General features: G+C 61.7%; 18 protein-coding genes. All 18 read left to right on the forward strand.

Going from position 1 to position 18,147, the window contains the following annotated elements:
• The first annotated feature begins 178 nt into the window (after nt 1-178).
• The 18 genes from HX839_RS10495 to HX839_RS10580 all read left to right on the forward strand — a co-directional run bounded on the left by HX839_RS10495 (nt 179) and on the right by HX839_RS10580 (nt 18,142).
• On the forward strand, nt 179-1,549 hold the full coding sequence (locus HX839_RS10495) for a flagellar hook-length control protein FliK (RefSeq protein ID WP_177067029.1): 1,371 nt from the start codon (nt 179-181) through the stop codon (nt 1,547-1,549).
• Between the two features lie 223 nt (nt 1,550-1,772).
• Complete coding sequence (fliL, locus tag HX839_RS10500; RefSeq protein ID WP_003214560.1) at nt 1,773-2,273, forward strand: flagellar basal body-associated protein FliL; 501 nt, start codon at nt 1,773-1,775, stop codon at nt 2,271-2,273.
• Nucleotides 2,274-2,282: 9 nt separating this feature from the next.
• Nucleotides 2,283-3,251 (forward strand): flagellar motor switch protein FliM, encoded by a 969-nt coding sequence (gene fliM, locus HX839_RS10505; protein WP_003214559.1) that lies wholly within the window; start codon nt 2,283-2,285, stop codon nt 3,249-3,251.
• 34 nt (nt 3,252-3,285) lie between these two features.
• Complete coding sequence (gene fliN / locus HX839_RS10510) at nt 3,286-3,753, forward strand: flagellar motor switch protein FliN (protein WP_003214557.1); 468 nt, start codon at nt 3,286-3,288, stop codon at nt 3,751-3,753.
• 1 nt (nt 3,754) lies between these two features.
• The gene (fliO, locus tag HX839_RS10515; protein ID WP_023659254.1) at nt 3,755-4,189 is read left to right on the forward strand and encodes a flagellar biosynthetic protein FliO; all 435 of its coding nucleotides are present in this window, start codon (nt 3,755-3,757) and stop codon (nt 4,187-4,189) included.
• Nucleotides 4,189-4,932 (forward strand): flagellar type III secretion system pore protein FliP, encoded by a 744-nt coding sequence (gene fliP / locus HX839_RS10520; protein WP_003214554.1) that lies wholly within the window; start codon nt 4,189-4,191, stop codon nt 4,930-4,932. The genes fliO and fliP overlap by 1 nt, the downstream gene beginning before the upstream one ends.
• Nucleotides 4,933-4,935: 3 nt before the next feature.
• On the forward strand, nt 4,936-5,205 hold the full coding sequence (gene fliQ / locus HX839_RS10525; RefSeq protein WP_003214552.1) for a flagellar biosynthesis protein FliQ: 270 nt from the start codon (nt 4,936-4,938) through the stop codon (nt 5,203-5,205).
• 13 nt (nt 5,206-5,218) lie between these two features.
• Nucleotides 5,219-5,995, forward strand: a complete 777-nt coding sequence (fliR, locus tag HX839_RS10530; RefSeq protein ID WP_003214551.1) for a flagellar biosynthetic protein FliR — start codon at nt 5,219-5,221, stop codon at nt 5,993-5,995.
• Nucleotides 5,996-5,998: 3 nt separating this feature from the next.
• Nucleotides 5,999-7,135, forward strand: coding sequence for a flagellar biosynthesis protein FlhB (gene flhB / locus HX839_RS10535; RefSeq protein ID WP_008430191.1), 1,137 nt, complete (start codon nt 5,999-6,001; stop codon nt 7,133-7,135).
• A 388-nt stretch (nt 7,136-7,523) separates the two neighbouring features.
• Nucleotides 7,524-9,638, forward strand: coding sequence for a flagellar biosynthesis protein FlhA (gene flhA / locus HX839_RS10540; RefSeq protein ID WP_023659255.1), 2,115 nt, complete (start codon nt 7,524-7,526; stop codon nt 9,636-9,638).
• A gap of 11 nt (nt 9,639-9,649) precedes the next feature.
• Nucleotides 9,650-10,966, forward strand: a complete 1,317-nt coding sequence (flhF, locus tag HX839_RS10545) for a flagellar biosynthesis protein FlhF (RefSeq protein ID WP_003214543.1) — start codon at nt 9,650-9,652, stop codon at nt 10,964-10,966.
• Between the two features lie 120 nt (nt 10,967-11,086).
• A complete protein-coding gene (gene fleN / locus HX839_RS10550; protein WP_003192912.1) occupies nt 11,087-11,920 on the forward strand; it encodes a flagellar synthesis regulator FleN in 834 nt (277 codons plus the stop codon).
• Nucleotides 11,917-12,657, forward strand: coding sequence for an RNA polymerase sigma factor FliA (gene fliA / locus HX839_RS10555; RefSeq protein WP_008434817.1), 741 nt, complete (start codon nt 11,917-11,919; stop codon nt 12,655-12,657). The genes fleN and fliA overlap by 4 nt, the downstream gene beginning before the upstream one ends.
• A 170-nt stretch (nt 12,658-12,827) precedes the next feature.
• Nucleotides 12,828-13,202: a chemotaxis response regulator CheY gene (locus HX839_RS10560; RefSeq protein ID WP_005790040.1), complete on the forward strand. Its 375-nt coding sequence runs from the start codon at nt 12,828-12,830 to the stop codon at nt 13,200-13,202.
• An 18-nt stretch (nt 13,203-13,220) separates the two neighbouring features.
• Nucleotides 13,221-14,009 (forward strand): protein phosphatase CheZ, encoded by a 789-nt coding sequence (locus HX839_RS10565; RefSeq protein WP_003214538.1) that lies wholly within the window; start codon nt 13,221-13,223, stop codon nt 14,007-14,009.
• An 11-nt stretch (nt 14,010-14,020) separates the two neighbouring features.
• A complete protein-coding gene (locus HX839_RS10570) occupies nt 14,021-16,231 on the forward strand; it encodes a chemotaxis protein CheA (protein WP_134327107.1) in 2,211 nt (736 codons plus the stop codon).
• 49 nt (nt 16,232-16,280) lie between these two features.
• Complete coding sequence (locus HX839_RS10575) at nt 16,281-17,402, forward strand: chemotaxis response regulator protein-glutamate methylesterase (protein ID WP_177019593.1); 1,122 nt, start codon at nt 16,281-16,283, stop codon at nt 17,400-17,402.
• Nucleotides 17,402-18,142 (forward strand): flagellar motor protein, encoded by a 741-nt coding sequence (locus HX839_RS10580; RefSeq protein ID WP_003210645.1) that lies wholly within the window; start codon nt 17,402-17,404, stop codon nt 18,140-18,142. The genes HX839_RS10575 and HX839_RS10580 overlap by 1 nt, the downstream gene beginning before the upstream one ends.
• Nucleotides 18,143-18,147 lie beyond the last annotated feature (5 nt).

Raw genomic sequence — 18,147 nt, forward strand, 5'->3', positions numbered from 1 at the left:
ACATTTGGACCGTGCCCGCTTTTGATTTGGCTGTTGCTTTTGCTCTTCAACACTCAAGACCCCATACAAGCCCTCACCCAAATAACGGATATACACCCTTAAACCAAAACCTGGCCCAACTCTTGCTCTACCTCCTGTTACCGCACCCTCGACCCCTGTGCGGCGGAGACTCTTGACTATGGCAATCACCCCGAATTCGCTCCTTCAGGCAGCCCCTGCGGCCAAGCCTCAAGCGCCCGCTGCCAATCCACCGGCAGTGGCTGCGAACCCGCGGGACAAGGCCCCGGGCTTCGCTCAGGTGTTCGCCAACCAGGCCCCTGCGCCTGCGGCAAAACCTGTCGACACCCCCATCAAATCCACCCGCGACAAGCCTGCGGACAACAGCCCCAAGCCCGCCGCCAACAACGACAAGCCTGCCGCCGGTACCCCATCGGTTGCCGATAACGGCAAGACTTTGCCTGCCAACCCGCCGGCCAAGGCGGACACCCCGGACACCACCGCCAAGTCAGACGACGATGCCCCGGCAGACGATCCGTCCCTGGCCCAGCAACCTCCGGTCGACCCCGCCGTAGACCCGGCGCTGATAGCCGCGGTAGTCCCTGTCCCCGTCCCCGCTACGCCGGCGCCCGTCGAGACCCCGACGCCGGCCACCGCGAAGGATGACAAAAACCAGCCAGTCGTGGCGCCACCGATTGCCGCGACCGACGACGCCAAGCCCGCCTTCGATCCCGAGGCCGATCCGCTTGATGCAATGCCCGCCGTGCGCCTGGCCATGGAACAGGGCGGACACGTGTCCGCCAGCAGCCAGGCCCCGGCAAAAACCGCCCCGGCCCCGACCCAGGATCAGCCGACCGCCGCGCAAAACTTCGTCACAGGCCTGGCCAATATGGTCGACCAGCAAGCGTCCAAGGACAGCACCGACCAGGGCGGCGACAAAGCCTTTGCCGGTCTGATCGACGGCGGCCTCAAGGATTTGAAGGACGCCAGCAGCGACACCCGTCTCGATGACTTCGCCAACCGCCTCGCCGCGCTGACCCAGGCTGCCACGCCGAAAACTGCGAATGCCCTGCCGCCGGTGGCCAACGCGCCATTGGCCATGCACCAGAGTGGCTGGACCGATGAGGTGGTGAACCGGGTCATGTACCTGTCCAGCGCCAACCTCAAGTCGGCAGAGATCCAGTTGCAGCCCGCTGAACTGGGTCGCCTGGACATCAGCGTGAAGATGTCCGCCGACCAGCAGGCGCAAGTCACTTTCATGAGCGGCCATGCAGTGGTGCGTGAAGCCCTGGAAAGCCAGTCGGGCCGCCTGCGGGAGATGTTTGCCCAGCAGGGCATGGGCCAGGTCGACGTCAACGTGTCGGACCAGTCACGTGGCTGGCAGGGGCAGCAGGGCCAGGACCAGCAACAGCAGAACCAGGCTCGCGGCGTCAGCGGCAGTGGCGGGCGGGGTGATGGGGTTGATGGCGGCGGTATCGGTGAGGTGGCTGAAGTGGCCGCGCCGGTGGTGCAGTCGGTGATTGGCTCCAGTGCCGTGGACTACTACGCCTGATCCGAGGCCTGGCGATGATCAAAATGTGGGAGCGGGCTTGCTCGCGAATACGGAGTGTCAGTCACCGTTACAGGTGCTGATCCACCGCTTTCGCGAGCAAGCCCGCTCCCACATTGGTTTTGCAGTGTCGGCGAAACCGTGACCGAACTGACAACTCTGGCATAACACTTGCTCTTGCCTTTCCCCAGAACTATGAATCCCAGAATAGTGACGGATTATTGGCATGGCGAAGAGCGACGACGCAGCAAAAGCACCCGCAGGCAAGGGCAAGCTCAAGCTTATCCTGCTGATTGTCCTGGCCTTGTTGCTGGCGATCGGCTTGTCCGTGGGGGCTACCTGGTACTTTATGCACAGTGCCCAGAGCAAACCGGCCGCCACGGCCGAGGTCAACCCCAACGTCAAGCAACCGGCAATCTTCGAGCCGATGCTGCCGGCGTTTGTCGCCAACTTCAATCAGAACGGCCGTCAACGCTACCTGCAGGTGAGCATTACCCTGCTGGCGCGTAACCAGGCAGACCTGGATGCCCTCAAGGTGCACATGCCAGTGATCCGCAACAACCTGGTGATGCTGTTTTCCGCCCAACCCTTCGACACCCTCGCCACCCCGGTGGGCCAGGAAATGCTGCGCCAGAAGGTCACTGCCAGCGTGCAGGAAGTGGCCCAGAAGGAAGTCGGCAAACCTGTGATCGAGCAGGTGCTCTTCACTAATTTCGTATTGCAGTAGGATCACGACATGGCCGTGCAGGACCTGCTGTCCCAGGATGAAATCGATGCGCTGCTCCATGGCGTCGACGATGGTCTGGTACAGACCGAAATGGCTGCCGAGCCCGGCAGCGTCAAAAGCTACGACCTGACCAGCCAGGATCGCATCGTCCGTGGACGCATGCCGACCCTGGAAATGATCAACGAGCGTTTTGCCCGTTACACCCGTATCAGCATGTTCAACATGCTGCGCCGCTCGGCGGACGTGGCAGTGGGCGGCGTGCAGGTGATGAAGTTCGGTGAGTACGTGCACTCGCTGTACGTGCCCACCAGCCTCAACCTGGTGAAGATCAAGCCGCTGCGCGGCACCGCGCTGTTCATCCTCGACGCCAAGCTGGTGTTCAAGCTGGTGGACAACTTCTTCGGCGGCGATGGCCGTCACGCCAAGATCGAAGGCCGTGAATTCACCCCGACCGAGTTGCGGGTGGTGCGCATGGTGCTGGAGCAGGCCTTCATCGACTTGAAGGAAGCCTGGCAGGCGATCATGGAAGTCAATTTCGAGTACATCAACTCGGAAGTGAACCCGGCCATGGCCAACATCGTCGGCCCCAGCGAAGCCATTGTGGTCTCCACCTTCCACATCGAACTCGATGGCGGCGGCGGCGACCTGCACGTGACCATGCCGTACTCGATGATCGAGCCGGTGCGCGAAATGCTCGATGCCGGTTTCCAGTCCGACCTCGACGACCAGGACGAACGCTGGGTGAAAGCCCTGCGCGAAGACCTGCTGGACGTCGACGTACCCCTGAGCGCCACCGTGGCCCGTCGCCAGCTGCGTTTGCGGGATATTTTGCACATGCAGCCGGGGGATGTGATTCCCGTCGACCTGCCGGAAGAACTGATCATGCGCGCCAACGGCGTGCCGTCGTTCAAGGTCAAGCTCGGTTCTCACAAAGGCAACCTGGCGTTGCAAGTGATCGAACCGATCAACCGTCGCTGATCCACCTTAATTTCTGCTCCGCCGAGGACATGTAATGGCTACCGAACACGAAAACACTTCCGCCGAAGACCAGGCCCTGGCTGACGAGTGGGCGGCTGCCCTGGAAGAAACCGGCGATGTCGGCCAGGACGATATCGATGCACTGCTGGCGGCCGATGCAGCCACTGCACCGGTTGGCAACCGCCTTCCCATGGAAGAGTTCGGCAGCGTGCCGAAGAACAATGACCCGGTGACCCTCGACGGTCCGAACCTGGACGTGATCCTCGACATTCCGGTGTCGATCTCCATGGAAGTCGGCAGCACCGAAATCAACATCCGCAACCTGCTGCAGCTCAACCAGGGGTCGGTGATCGAGCTGGACCGCCTGGCCGGCGAGCCGCTGGACGTGCTGGTCAACGGCACGCTGATCGCCCATGGCGAAGTGGTGGTGGTCAACGAGAAGTTCGGCATCCGCCTGACCGACGTGATCAGCCCGAGCGAACGCATCAAGAAGTTGCGTTGATATGAAGCGCTCATTGGTAGGACTGTTATCGACGCTGCCCTTGAGCGTAATGGCAGCAGAACCGGTTGCCCAGGCGGCTGCGCCGGCGCTTGGCAGCGGTGTGGGCGGGCAACTCACCCAGTTGGTGCTGGGGTTGTTGCTGGTGGTGGGGCTGATCTTCGTGCTCGCCTGGGTGTTGCGCCGCGTGCAGCGCATCGGCCCGGGCAATGCCCAGGTCATCGAGCTGGTGGGTTCACGCGCCCTTGGCCCGCGGGACAGGCTGGTGCTGGTGCAGGTCGGCGACGAGCAGATCCTGCTGGGCATCACCCCCGGTCGCATCACCCCGTTGCACGTGCTCAAGTCGCCTGTGGAAGTGGCCCAGACCCAGGCGGCCACGCCGGAATTCGCCCAGCGCCTCATGGAGTTGCTGGGCAAGGATCAGAAGGATAAGAAGTAATGCGCGTTTTATTGACGCTCATGCTGTTGCTGGCAGCGCCGCTGGCGTACGCAGCAGACCCGTTGTCGATCCCGGCGATCACCCTGGGCACTAACGCGGCGGGCGCGCAGGAGTATTCGGTCAGCCTGCAGATCCTGCTGATCATGACCGCGCTGAGCTTCATCCCCGCGTTCGTGATGCTGATGACCAGCTTCACCCGCATCATCATCGTGTTCTCGATCCTGCGTCAGGCCCTCGGCCTGCAACAGACGCCGTCGAACCAGATCCTCACCGGCATGGCGCTGTTCCTGACGCTGTTCATCATGGCGCCGGTGTTCGACAAGGTGAACCAGCAAGCCCTGCAACCGTACCTGGCGGAGAAAATGACCGCCCAGGATGCGATCGACAAGGCCCAGGGCCCGATCAAGGATTTCATGCTGTCGCAGACCCGTTCCAGCGACCTCGAGTTGTTTGTGCGGTTGTCCAAGCGTACCGACATCGCCAGCCCCGACATGGCACCGCTGACCATCCTGGTGCCGGCGTTCGTGACCTCGGAGTTGAAGACCGCGTTCCAGATCGGCTTCATGATCTTCATTCCGTTCCTGATCATCGACCTTGTCGTGGCGAGTGTGCTGATGGCCATGGGTATGATGATGCTGTCGCCGCTGATCATTTCGTTGCCGTTTAAGATCATGCTGTTTGTGTTGGTGGACGGGTGGGCGCTGATAATCGGCACCCTGGCCGGCAGTTTCGGTGGGGTGTAGGCCATGACGCCAGAAGTAGCAGTCGACCTGTTTCGCGAAGCCCTGTGGCTGACCACCATGATGGTCGCCGTACTGGTGGTGCCGAGCCTGTTGGTGGGCCTGTTGGTGGCGATGTTCCAGGCCGCGACCCAGATCAACGAACAGACCCTGAGCTTTTTGCCGCGCCTGCTGGTGATGCTGATCACCCTGATCGTTGCCGGCCCGTGGCTGGTGCAAACCTTCATGGAATACATCCTGCAGCTGTACGGCAGTATTCCGCAGTTGATCGGCTGACCCCGTGAATTCGATGCTGGCCTTGACCGACACCCAGATCAGCACCTGGGTGGCCTCGTTCATCCTGCCGTTGTTCCGGGTCACGGCCGTGCTGATGACCATGCCGGTGTTCGGCACCACCCTGGTACCACGGCGCATCCGCCTGTATTTCGCGGTGGCGATCACCGTGGTGATCGTGCCGGGCTTGCCGCCGATGCCGCCGGTGAATGCCCTGGACCTCAGTGCAATGATGCTGATCGCCGAGCAAATCATCATCGGCGCCTTGCTGGGCTTCTCCCTGACGCTGTTCTTCCAGGCCTTCGTGATCGCCGGGCAGATCATCTCGATCCAGATGGGCATGGGCTTCGCGTCCATGGTCGACCCTACCAACGGCGTGTCGGTGGCGGTGATCGGGCAATTCCTGACGATGCTGGTGACCTTGCTGTTCCTGGCCATGAACGGCCACCTGGTGGTGTTCGAGGTGATGACCGAAAGCTTCACCACCTTGCCGGTGGGCAGCGGGTTGGTGGTCAATCATTTCTGGGAGCTGGTGGGGCGCTTGAGCTGGGTGCTCGGTGCATCCCTGCTGCTGGTATTGCCGGCGATCACTGCGCTGCTGGTGGTCAACATCGCCTTTGGCGTGATGACCCGGGCGGCGCCGCAGTTGAACATCTTCTCCATCGGTTTCCCGTTGACCCTGGTGCTGGGCATGGGGATTTTCTGGGTCGGCATGGCTGACATTCTCAATCAGTATCAACCGCTGGCGACCGACGCCTTGCAGTTTTTACGTGACTTGGCGCGGGCGCGGTAAGCCATGGCCGAGAGCGAGAGTGGCCAGGACAAGACAGAAGACCCCACGGAGAAACGTAAAAAGGACTCCCGGGAAAAGGGCGAGATTGCCCGCTCCAAAGAGCTCAACACCCTGGCGATCATGCTCGCCGGTTCCGGCGGCCTGCTGATCTACGGCGGTGGCCTGGCCCTGGACCTGATGGAGTTGATGCGCCTGAATTTCTCCCTGCCCCGCGACGTGCTGCTGAGCCCGGGCGCCATGGGCTTGTACCTGCTGCACTCGGGCAAGATCGCGATCCTCGCGGTGCAGCCGATCCTCATCACCTTGTTGCTGGCGGCCCTGATCGGCCCGATTTCCCTCGGCGGCTGGCTGTTTGCCGCCGGCAGCCTGGCGCCCAAATTCAGCCGGATGAACCCGGCGGCCGGGCTCAAGCGGATGTTTTCCACCAAGGCCCTGGTGGAACTGCTCAAGGCCTTGGCCAAGTTCATCCTGATCCTGTTTGTGGCGTTGACGGTGTTGTCGTCCGACATCGACGACCTGCTGCGCATCGCCCATGAGCCGATCGAGCTGGCGATCATCCACAGTGTGCAAGTGGTGGGCTGGAGCTCGCTGTGGATGGCTTGCGGGCTGATCATCATTGCTGCGGTGGATGCGCCGATCCAGCTGTGGGAAAGCCACAAGAAACTGCTGATGACCAAGCAGGAAGTGCGCGACGAGCACAAGGACCAGGAAGGCCGGCCCGAGGTCAAGCAGCGGATTCGCCAGCTGCAGCGCGAGATGTCCCAGCGCAAGATGATGGCCTCGGTGCCCGATGCCGATGTGGTCATCACCAACCCGACCCACTACGCCGTGGCGCTCAAGTACGACCCGGAGAAGGGTGGGGCGCCGATGTTGCTGGCCAAGGGCAGTGATTTCACGGCGTTGAAAATTCGCGAGATTGCGGTCGCCAATGACATCCTGCTGCTGGAATCGCCGGAGTTGGCGCGGTCGATCTTCTACTCCACCGACCTGGACCAGGAAATTCCGGCCGGGTTGTATCTGGCGGTGGCTCAGGTGTTGGCGTACGTGTATCAGATCCGCCAGTACCGGGCGGGCAAGGGCAAGCGGCCGGATCCGCTCAAAGACCTGCCGATTCCGCCGGATTTGCGTCGGGATTCCTGATTTTGTAGCGTCCCTCCTGGCCTCTTCGCGAGCAAGCCCGCTCCCACATTTGACCGTGTATATCCTGTAGAAACGCGGTCAAATGTGGGAGCGGGCTTGCTCGCGAAGGCGTCCGCCCAAACAACAAAAATCCCCCTGAGCGTTCCCGCAATTGCATCTCGCACCGTGTAAGTCGCGGGCGAGGGCGCTACCTCAATCAGCGTGGCGAGGGAGCAAGCTCCCTCGCCACAGGTGATGTGTGTACGGCGGTAGCCCTTCGCTGTCCGTGAGACCGATCTGCTTCCTCAAGCAAAAGTTGGAAGGCTTCTTGCAATACCGCCTCCAGGACGCTTCCCGGCGTCAAAAGTTTGCTTCAAGGAAACGAGGAATACCGGTGGATCGCTCTCAAATGCTCAGCACGGCCCGTGGCACCCTGACTGACCTCTCGCGAGGCAATCTGGGTGTGCCGTTGTTGTTGCTGGTGATGCTGGCAATGATGATGTTGCCGATGCCGCCGTTCCTGCTGGATGTGTTCTTCACCTTCAACATTGCGCTGTCGGTCGTCGTGTTGCTGGTGTGCGTATACGCCCTGCGGCCGCTGGATTTCGCGGTATTCCCGACCATCCTGCTGATCGCCACCCTGCTGCGGCTGGCGCTTAACGTGGCTTCCACCCGGGTGGTGATGCTCCACGGCCAGGACGGCCACGCCGCCGCGGGCAAGGTGATCCAGGCCTTCGGCGAGGTGGTGATCGGCGGTAACTACGTGGTCGGTATCGTGGTTTTTGCGATCTTGATGATCATCAACTTTGTGGTCGTGACCAAGGGCGCCGGGCGGATTTCCGAGGTGAGCGCGCGTTTTACCCTCGACGCGATGCCCGGCAAGCAGATGGCGATCGACGCCGACCTCAACGCCGGCCTGATCGACCAGAACCAGGCCAAGGCCCGTCGCCTTGAAGTCGCCCAGGAAGCCGAGTTCTACGGTTCCATGGACGGTGCCAGCAAATTCGTGCGCGGCGACGCCATCGCCGGCCTGTTGATTCTGTTTATCAACCTGATCGGCGGCATGGCGGTCGGCATCTTCCAGCACGGCATGACCTTCGGCGACGCCGGCAAGGTTTACGCCCTGCTGACCATCGGTGACGGTTTAGTGGCGCAATTGCCATCACTGTTGTTATCTACAGCTGCGGCGATCATGGTGACCCGTGCTTCGGGCTCCGAAGACATGGGCAAGCAGATCAGCCGGCAGATGTTTGCCTCGCCCAAGGCGCTGGCGGTGGCGGCAGGCATCATGGCGATCATGGGCATCGTGCCGGGCATGCCCCATGTCTCGTTCCTGAGTATGGCCGCCATGGCCGCCGGCGGTGCCTACCTGTTCTGGAAAAAACAAAACAACATCAAGGTGATTGCCCAGCAGGAAGTGGCGCGCCAGCAGGAACTGCTGCCATCGCCGGCCCGCGCCCTGGAAACCAAGGAGCTGGGCTGGGACGACGTGACCCCGATCGACATGATCGGCCTGGAAGTCGGCTACCGCCTGATTCCCCTGGTGGATCGCAACCAGGGCGGGCAATTGCTGGCGCGGATCAAGGGTGTGCGCAAGAAGTTGTCCCAGGACCTGGGCTTCCTGATGCCCACCGTGCACATTCGCGACAACCTCGACCTGGCCCCGAGCGCCTACCGCCTGACCCTGATGGGGGTGATTCTGGCCGAGGCCGAGATCTACCCGGACCGCGAACTGGCGATCAACCCGGGCCAGGTGTTTGGCAGCCTCAACGGGATTACCGCCAAAGATCCGGCTTTTGGCCTGGAAGCGGTATGGATCGAAATCAGCCAGCGCAGCCAGGCGCAGTCGCTGGGCTACACCGTGGTCGACGCCAGCACTGTGGTCGCCACCCACCTCAACCAGATTCTGTACAAGCACTCCCACGAGCTGATTGGCCACGAAGAAGTCCAGCAACTCTTGCAATTGCTGGCCAAGGCCTCGCCAAAACTCGCCGAAGAGCTGGTACCGGGTGTGCTGTCCACCTCGCAACTGCTCAAGGTGCTGCAAGCGCTGTTGGCCGAGCAGGTGCCGGTGCGGGACATTCGCAGCATTGCCGAAGCTATCGCCAACAATGCCGCCAAGAGTCAAGATACTGCCGCCCTGGTGGCCGCAGTGCGCGTCGGATTGTCGCGTGCAATCGTCCAAAGCATTGTAGGGCTTGACTCCGAGCTGCCTGTCATCACCTTGGAACCAAGGTTGGAACAAATATTGCTCAATAGTATTCAGAAGGCTGGGCAGGGCGCTGATGAGGGCGTGTTGCTGGAGCCAAGCATGGCAGAGAAGCTGCAACGTTCGTTGATCGAGGCCGCGCAGCGCCAGGAAATGGAAGGCCATCCGGTGATCCTGCTGGTGGCTGGCCCCGTCCGGGCGATGTTGTCGCGGTTTGGACGCCTGGCTATACCGAATTTGCACGTATTGGCTTACCAGGAAATTCCTGACAATAAGCAAGTGACTATCGTCGCGACAGTAGGGCCCAACGGCTGAGGTAGTGGGATATGCAAGTGAAGCGTTTTTTCGCCGCCGATATGCGTCAGGCCATGAAACTGGTACGTGATGAGTTGGGCGCCGACGCTGCGATTATCGGTAACCGTCGTATTGCCGGCGGTGTGGAGCTGACGGCTGCCCTGGATTACAAACCCTCGGCCCTGGCGCCGCGCGTGCCGAACATGGAACTGGAAGACGAGCTGCGCAAGACCGCTTCGCGCATTGTCTCGGCCCAGGCTGAACTGAGCATGCGTGGCGACAGCGACGCCTCCACCAATCGCCAGCTGTTTGCCGGGCTGCCGTTGACCGCGTCCGAGCCGCTGGTAGAGCCGACTTTTGTTGAACCACCGCGTCCTGCTGCGCCAGCCCCGGCGCCGGCGGTAGACCAGCGGGTGTTCGACTCGATGCGCTTCGAACTCAACGGCCTGCGTGAACTGCTGGAAGTGCAGCTGGGTTCGCTGGCCTGGAACCAGTTGCAGGGCAGCCAGCCACAACAGGCCAACCTGTGGCGTCGCCTGCAACGCATTGGCCTGTCCGGCCCGTTGTCCCGCGACCTGCTGCAACTGACCACGCAAATTGAAGAGCCTCGCCAGGCCTGGCGCATGCTCCTGGCCCACCTGGCGCGGATGATCGTCACCCCGGAAATCGAACCCCTGGAAGAAGGCGGTGTGATTGCCATGGTCGGCCCGGCCGGCATGGGCAAGACCACCACCCTGGCCAAGCTGGCCGCACGTTACGTGCTCAAGTACGGCGCCCAGAACATCGCGCTGGTGAGCATGGACAGCTACCGCATCGGCGCCCAGGAACAACTCAAGACCCTGGGCCGCATCCTCAATGTGCCGGTGACCCACGTCGACCCGGGCCAGTCCCTGGCCAACGCCCTCGACCCATTGCTGCGCAAGCGCGTGGTGCTGATCGACACCGCCGGCCTGCAAGCCAGCGACCCGGCCCTGCGCATGCAGCTGGAAAGCCTGGCCGGGCGCGGGATCAAATCCAGAAACTATTTGGTGCTTGCCACTACCAGCCAGAAGCAGGTATTGACCGCCGCCTACCACAGCTACAAGCGCTGCGGGCTGGCGGGTTGCATCCTGACTAAACTGGATGAGACGGCAAGCCTGGGCGAAGTATTGAGCCTGGCAATCAGTCATGAATTACCGGTCGCCTACCTGACCGACGGGCCGCGGATCCCGGATGATCTGCATCTGCCGCGCCGTCATCAGTTGGTCAGCCGGGCTGTCAGCGTGCAAATGCAGGAAGAACCCAGTGAGGAAGCGATGGCTGACATGTTTGCTGACCTCTACCACAGCCCGAACAAGCGAGTTGGCTGAGGCATCATGGCTTTCTATTTAAAAATGACAGTGAAAAGTATCTACATCGATGGCCTGCCAGCAGTTCGCGCGGCCAACTTATGTAGCCTGCGTCTAAGCAAGACAAGGTAAAGAAATAAAATGGGCAGCATGCATCCCGTACAGGTGATCGCGGTGACCGGCGGCAAAGGTGGCGTCGGAAAAACTAACGTGTCAGTGAATTTGTCCCTGGCCCTGGCAGAGCTTGGCCGTCGCGTCATGCTGCTGGATGCTGACCTGGGGCTGGCGAACGTCGACGTTCTGCTGGGACTGACGCCCAAACATACCCTGGCCGATGTCATCGAAGGCCGCTGTGAGCTGCGCGACGTACTGTTGCAAGGCCCCGGCGGGATTCGCATCGTGCCGGCGGCTTCCGGCACCCAGAGCATGGTGCACCTGAGTCCGGCGCAACATGCCGGCCTCATTCAGGCGTTCAGCGACATTGGCGACAACCTCGACGTACTGGTGATCGACACCGCCGCCGGGATCGGCGAGTCGGTGGTCAGTTTCGTGCGCGCAGCCCAGGAAGTGTTGCTGGTGGTGTGCGACGAACCCACCTCGATCACCGACGCCTACGCCCTGATCAAACTGCTCAACCGCGACTACGGCATGAACCGCTTCCGCGTGCTGGCCAACATGGCCCAAAGCCCGCAGGAAGGGCGGAATCTGTTCGCCAAGTTGACCAAGGTCACGGATCGCTTCCTCGATGTCGCCTTACAATACGTTGGCGCAGTTCCTTACGACGAGTGTGTGCGCAAGGCCGTGCAAAAGCAGCGTGCGGTCTATGAAGCGTTCCCTCGTTCGAAGTGCGCATTGGCGTTCAAGGCTATTGCCCAGAAGGTCGATACCTGGCCGTTGCCCGCCAATCCCCGGGGGCATCTGGAGTTTTTCGTCGAGCGATTGGTGCATCAGACGAGCGCAGGACCGGTGCTATGACAGCCAGCGGCTACAACCTTTACAAGAAGTCGGCACGTGACAGTCAAGTCGAATTGATCGAGCGCTATGCGCCCCTGGTCAAGCGCATTGCCTATCACCTGCTGGCGCGCTTGCCTGCCAGCGTGCAGGTCGAGGACTTGATCCAGGCCGGGATGATCGGCCTGCTTGAAGTGTCGACCAAGTACGACGCGAGCAAGGGCGCGAGTTTCGAGACATACGCGGGTATCCGTATCCGTGGGGCCATGCTCGATGAAGTGCGTAAAGGTGATTGGGCGCCGCGATCAGTGCACCGCAATACGCGGATGGTGAGTGACGCAATTCGCTCAATTGAAGCAAAAACCGGTCGCGACGCTAAAGATCATGAAGTTGCGGCCGAACTCCAATTGAGTCTCGACGATTACTACGGGATTTTGAACGATACCTTGGGCAGCCGGCTGTTCAGTTTCGACGACCTTTTACAGGACGGCGAACATGAAGGGCTGCACGAGGACGGCGCGAGTGCCCATCTCGAACCGTCACGGGACCTGGAAGATGAACGCTTCCAGAGCGCGCTGGCGGACGCGATAGCCAATTTGCCGGAGCGTGAGCGACTGGTGTTGGCGCTGTACTACGACGAAGAGCTGAACCTCAAGGAAATCGGTGAGGTCCTGGGGGTCAGCGAATCGCGGGTCAGCCAGTTACACAGCCAGTGCGCGGCCCGCTTGCGGGGGCGTTTGGGAGAGTGGCGAGCGCGCTGACAGGCAGTGTGGGGACACTGCGAACGATACCGTCCAGGCCCTGCGCCCGGACGGGCTTGGCCCGTGGTGCGCCCCCGGTAGTCCTTTTTGTGTAACGCCTGTTGATTGATATGGCGCGCCCAGGTGCTGGGCGCGTTTAAGACTGCTTGGAGGTCGAATTGGACAAGAACATGAAAATCCTCATCGTTGATGACTTCTCAACGATGCGGCGGATCATAAAAAACCTGTTGCGTGACCTTGGGTTCACTAACACGGTCGAGGCGGATGACGGTATTACGGCGATTCCGATCCTCAACAGCGGGAGCATCGACTTTCTGGTAACGGACTGGAACATGCCGGGCATGACCGGTATCGATCTGCTGCGCCACGTGCGCGCTGATGAAAAACTGCGCAGCCTGCCTGTGCTGATGGTGACCGCTGAAGCCAAGCGTGAACAGATCATCGAAGCCGCCCAGGCCGGGGTCAACGGCTACGTGGTCAAGCCATTCACTGCACTGGCCTTGAAAGAGAAGATCGAAAAGATCTTCGAACGCATCGGTCATTGATGCTGCCACGGGGGAGCTATGGAGCATAAAGAATCATCGCAGGCCGACTTTGAGTCGACCCTGAAAAAACATGCTCATCAACTCGTCGAAAGCCTTGAAAGAGGCCAGTTCGGCGACGCGGTGCAGTTGATCCATGAGCTCAACCAGACCCGTGACCGCGGCCTGTACCAGGAAGTGGGCAAGCTCACCCGTGAGTTGCACAGTGCGATAGTCAATTTTCAGATTGACCCGCACATGCCCCAGGCCGAGGAAATCTCGCAGATCACGGATGCCACCGAACGCCTGTCCTACGTGGTCAGGCTGACTGAGGCGGCGGCCAACCGCACCATGGACCTGGTGGAAAACGCCACGCCTCTGGTCAACGGTATGGCCAGTGAAGCCAAGGCCCTGAGCACTGACTGGGGCCGGTTCATGCGTCGGGAAGTGGGCGCTGAGGAGTTTCGTGAGCTGGCGCGTCGGGTCGAGGGCTTTTTGTCCCGCAGCGAGCAGGAAAACCGCACGGTTTCCAGCAACCTCAATGACATTCTGCTGGCCCAGGATTACCAGGACCTCACCGGTCAGGTGATCAAGCGTGTGACCCAACTGGTCACCGAAGTGGAAAGCAACCTGCTCAAACTGGTGTTGATGGCGGGCCAGGTCGACCGGTTTGCCGGCATCGAACATGACCGCGCAGCGATCCTTTCTGAAAAAGATCCACAAAAACACCTCGCCAAGGGTGAAGGTCCGCAGATTCATGCCGATAAACGTGAAGACGTTGTATCCGGGCAAGACGACGTAGACGATTTGCTGTCCAGTTTAGGCTTCTAAGGAGCACACCCATGAGCTTCGGCGCCGATGAAGAAATCCTTCAGGATTTCCTTGTAGAGGCCGGCGAAATTTTAGAGCAACTGTCCGAACAACTGGTCGAGCTGGAAAGCCGACCGGATGATGCGAACCTGCTCAATGCAATTTTTCGCGGTTTTCATACTGTAAAAGGGGGCGCCGGCTTCCTCCAGCTCCACGAGCTGGTGGAGTGCTGTCACATCGCCGAGAACGTGTTCGACATCCTGCGCAAGGGTGAGCGGCACGTCGACTCGGAACTGATGGACGTGATCCTGGAAGCACTGGACGCGGTCAACGGCATGTTCAGTGAAGTGCGCGAGCGCGCACCGATCACTGCCGCCACGCCGGAACTGCTGGCCGCCCTGGCGCGCCTGGCGGAACCTGCGGCCAACGCTCCCGTGGTGGAAGCGGTGGCTGAGCCGGTTGCCGAGCCTGCGGGCGACGTGACCGACAGCGAATTTGAACAACTGCTGGACTCGCTGAACGCTGTCAAGGCCGAAGCCGAAGCGCCGGCAGCCAGTGCGCCGGCCATGGTGCCGACCACCGAAGACATTACCGACGCCGAGTTCGAGTCGTTGCTCGACCAGTTGCACGGCAAGGGCCAGTTTGCCCCGGACGCGGTGGCCGCAGCGCCAGCGCCAACGGAAGCCGCGGCGCCCGTCAGCAATGAAATCACCGACGACGAATTTGAAGCGCTGCTGGACCAGTTGCACGGCAAAGGCTCGTTTGCCGCCGAGGCTCTGCCGGAAGTCGCCGCAACGGCCGCCGCGCCTGCGGCACCCGCTGCTGCGCCGGCCGCCGATGGACTGATCTCCGATCACGAATTCGAAGCCCTGCTGGATGAACTGCACGGCAAGGGCAAGTTCACCGAAGTGGTCGGCGCTGCTGCACCGGCTGCTGCCGCAGCTGTCGCAACACCGGCTCCTGCCGCCAAGGCTGCCGCGCCTGTCGCAGCGAAAGCGGCTCCGGCTCCGGCTCCAGCACCGGCCCGGGCTGCCACGGCTGCCCCGGCCCCGGACAAGCAACCGGCCAGTGAAGCCGAAACCACCGTGCGGGTTGATACCGCGCGCCTGGACGACATCATGAACATGGTCGGCGAACTGGTGCTGGTGCGTAACCGCCTGGTGCGCCTGGGCCTGAACAGTGGCGACGAGGCCATGCAAAAGGCCGTGTCGAACCTCGACGTGGTCACCGCAGACCTGCAGACCGCCGTCATGAAGACCCGGATGCAGCCGATCAAGAAAGTCTTCGGGCGTTTCCCGCGCCTGGTTCGCGACCTGGCACGCCAGCTCAAGAAAGAGATCAACCTGGAACTGGTGGGTGAAGAAACCGACCTCGACAAGAACCTTGTCGAGGCCCTGGCCGACCCGCTGGTCCACTTGGTGCGCAACGCGGTCGACCACGGTGTCGAGACGCCGGAAGAGCGCGAAGCCTCGGGCAAGAACCGCCAGGGCAAAGTGATCCTGGCGGCCGAACAGGAAGGCGACCATATCCTGCTGTCGATCACCGATGACGGCAAAGGCATGGACCCCACGGTACTGCGCAACATTGCAGTCAAGCGTGGGGTGATGGACAAGGACGCCGCCGACCGCCTCACCGACACCGAGTGCTACAACCTGATCTTCGCCCCGGGCTTCTCCACCAAGACCGAGATTTCCGACGTGTCGGGCCGTGGCGTGGGCATGGATGTGGTGAAGACCAAGATCAGCCAGCTCAACGGCTCGATCAACATCTACTCGACCAAGGGCCAGGGCTCGAAGATCGTCATCAAGGTGCCGTTGACCCTGGCGATCATGCCGACCCTGATGGTGATGCTGGGCAACCAGGCGTTCGCCTTCCCGCTGGTCAACGTCAACGAAATCTTCCACCTCGACCTGTCGCGCACCAACGTGGTGGACGGCCAGGAAGTGGTGATCGTGCGCGACAAGGCGTTGCCGCTGTTCTACCTCAAGCGCTGGCTGGTGGCTTCGGCCAAGCATGAAGAGCAGCGCGAAGGCCATGTGGTGATTCTTTCCGTGGGCACCCAGCGTATCGGCTTCGTGGTCGATCAACTGGTGGGCCAGGAAGAAGTGGTCATCAAGCCTTTGGGCAAAATGCTGCAGGGAACCCCGGGCATGTCGGGTGCGACCATTACCGGTGACGGTCGGATCGCGCTGATTCTGGATGTTCCGAGCATGCTCAAGCGTTACGCCGCACGGCGTATTTGATTCGGCCCGGGCAGGGCGGTTGTCCCTCGCCCGGCCTAACGGAGTGTTTATGGTAGTCAAGGTCCTGGTGGTGGACGATTCGGGTTTCTTCCGCCGCCGCGTCTCGGAAATTCTTTCATCGGATTCCAATATCCAGGTGGTCGGCACGGCCACCAACGGCAAAGAGGCGATCGATCAGGCCCTGGCGCTCAAGCCGGACGTGATCACCATGGACTACGAGATGCCGATGATGGACGGCATCACGGCGGTGCGGCACATCATGCAGCGCTGCCCGACGCCGGTGTTGATGTTCTCCTCGCTGACCCACGAAGGCGCCCGGGTCACCCTGGATGCGCTGGATGCCGGCGCGGTGGACTTCCTGCCGAAGAATTTCGAAGACATCTCGCGCAACCCCGAGAAGGTCAAGCAGATGCTCTGCGAGAAGGTGCACAGCATCTCCCGCAGTAACCGTCGCAGCCTGTTCAGTGCGCCGGCGCCCGCACCCGTTACGCCGCCACCGGCCGCCCCGAGCACCTTTGGTCGCCCGGCGCCGACACCGGTTGCGCGCCCGGCCGCCGCCCCGGTGCGTACGGCTGCGCCCGCCGCGCATTCACCTGCGCCCAAGCGCAAGGCCTACAAACTGGTGGCCATCGGTACGTCCACCGGCGGCCCGGTGGCCTTGCAGCGGGTGTTGACCCAATTGCCGGCCAACTTCCCGGCGCCGATCGTGTTGATCCAGCACATGCCGGCCGCGTTCACCAAGGCGTTCGCCGAGCGCCTGGACAAGCTGTGCCGCATCAGCGTCAAGGAAGCCGAGGATGGCGACATCCTGCGTCCGGGTCTGGCGCTGCTGGCCCCCGGTGGCAAGCAGATGATGGTCGATGGCCGGGGTGCGATCAAAATCCTGCCGGGTGACGAACGCCTGAACTACAAGCCGTGTGTGGATATCACCTTCGGGTCTGCGGCCAAATCCTACGGCGACAAAGTTTTGGCGGTGGTGTTGACCGGCATGGGCGCCGATGGCCGTGAAGGCGCGCGCCTGCTCAAGCAGGGCGGCAGCGCGATCTGGGCCCAGGATGAAGCCAGCTGCGTGATCTATGGCATGCCCATGGCCATCGTCAAGGCCGACCTGGCCGACGCCGTCTACAGCCTGGACGACATCGGCAAGCACCTGGTGGAGGCTTGCCTCTGATGGATGTATTGAGCCTGATTGGCATCATCATGGCGTTTGTCGCGATTATCGGCGGCAACTACCTTGAAGGCGGCCACCTGGGCGCCCTGGCCAACGGCCCGGCGGCGTTGATCGTGATCGGCGGCACCGTGGGCGCGGCGTTGTTGCAGTCGCCCATGAGTTCGTTCAAGCGCGCGATGCAGATCCTCATCTGGATTATCTTCCCGCCGCGTGTCGACTTGCCGGGCGGCATCGACCGCGTGGTCAACTGGAGCCTCACGGCGCGCAAGGAAGGCCTGCTCGGGCTGGAAGGCGTGGCCGATGCCGAGCCCGACAGCTACGCCCGCAAAGGCCTGCAACTGCTGGTGGACGGCGCCGAGCCGGAAGCGATTCGCAGCATCCTCGAAGTGGACTTCTACACCCAGGAAAGCCGCGACATCAACGCTGCCAAAGTCTTTGAAAGCATGGGCGGCTACGCGCCGACCATCGGCATCATCGGTGCGGTGATGGGCTTGATCCACGTGATGGGCAACCTGGCCGATCCGTCGCAACTGGGCAGCGGGATTGCCGTGGCGTTCGTCGCCACCATCTACGGCGTGGCCAGTGCCAACCTGGTGTTGTTGCCGGTGGCCAGCAAGCTCAAGTCGATCGCCCTGCGCCAGTCGCGTTATCGCGAGATGTTGCTCGAAGGCATCCTCTCGATTGCCGAGGGTGAAAACCCGCGCTCCATCGAATTGAAGCTCCAGGGCTTCATGGATTGATGGGA

It is taken from the genome of Pseudomonas sp. I8001 (genome assembly GCF_013385345.1).
GTDB lineage: Bacteria > Pseudomonadota > Gammaproteobacteria > Pseudomonadales > Pseudomonadaceae > Aquipseudomonas.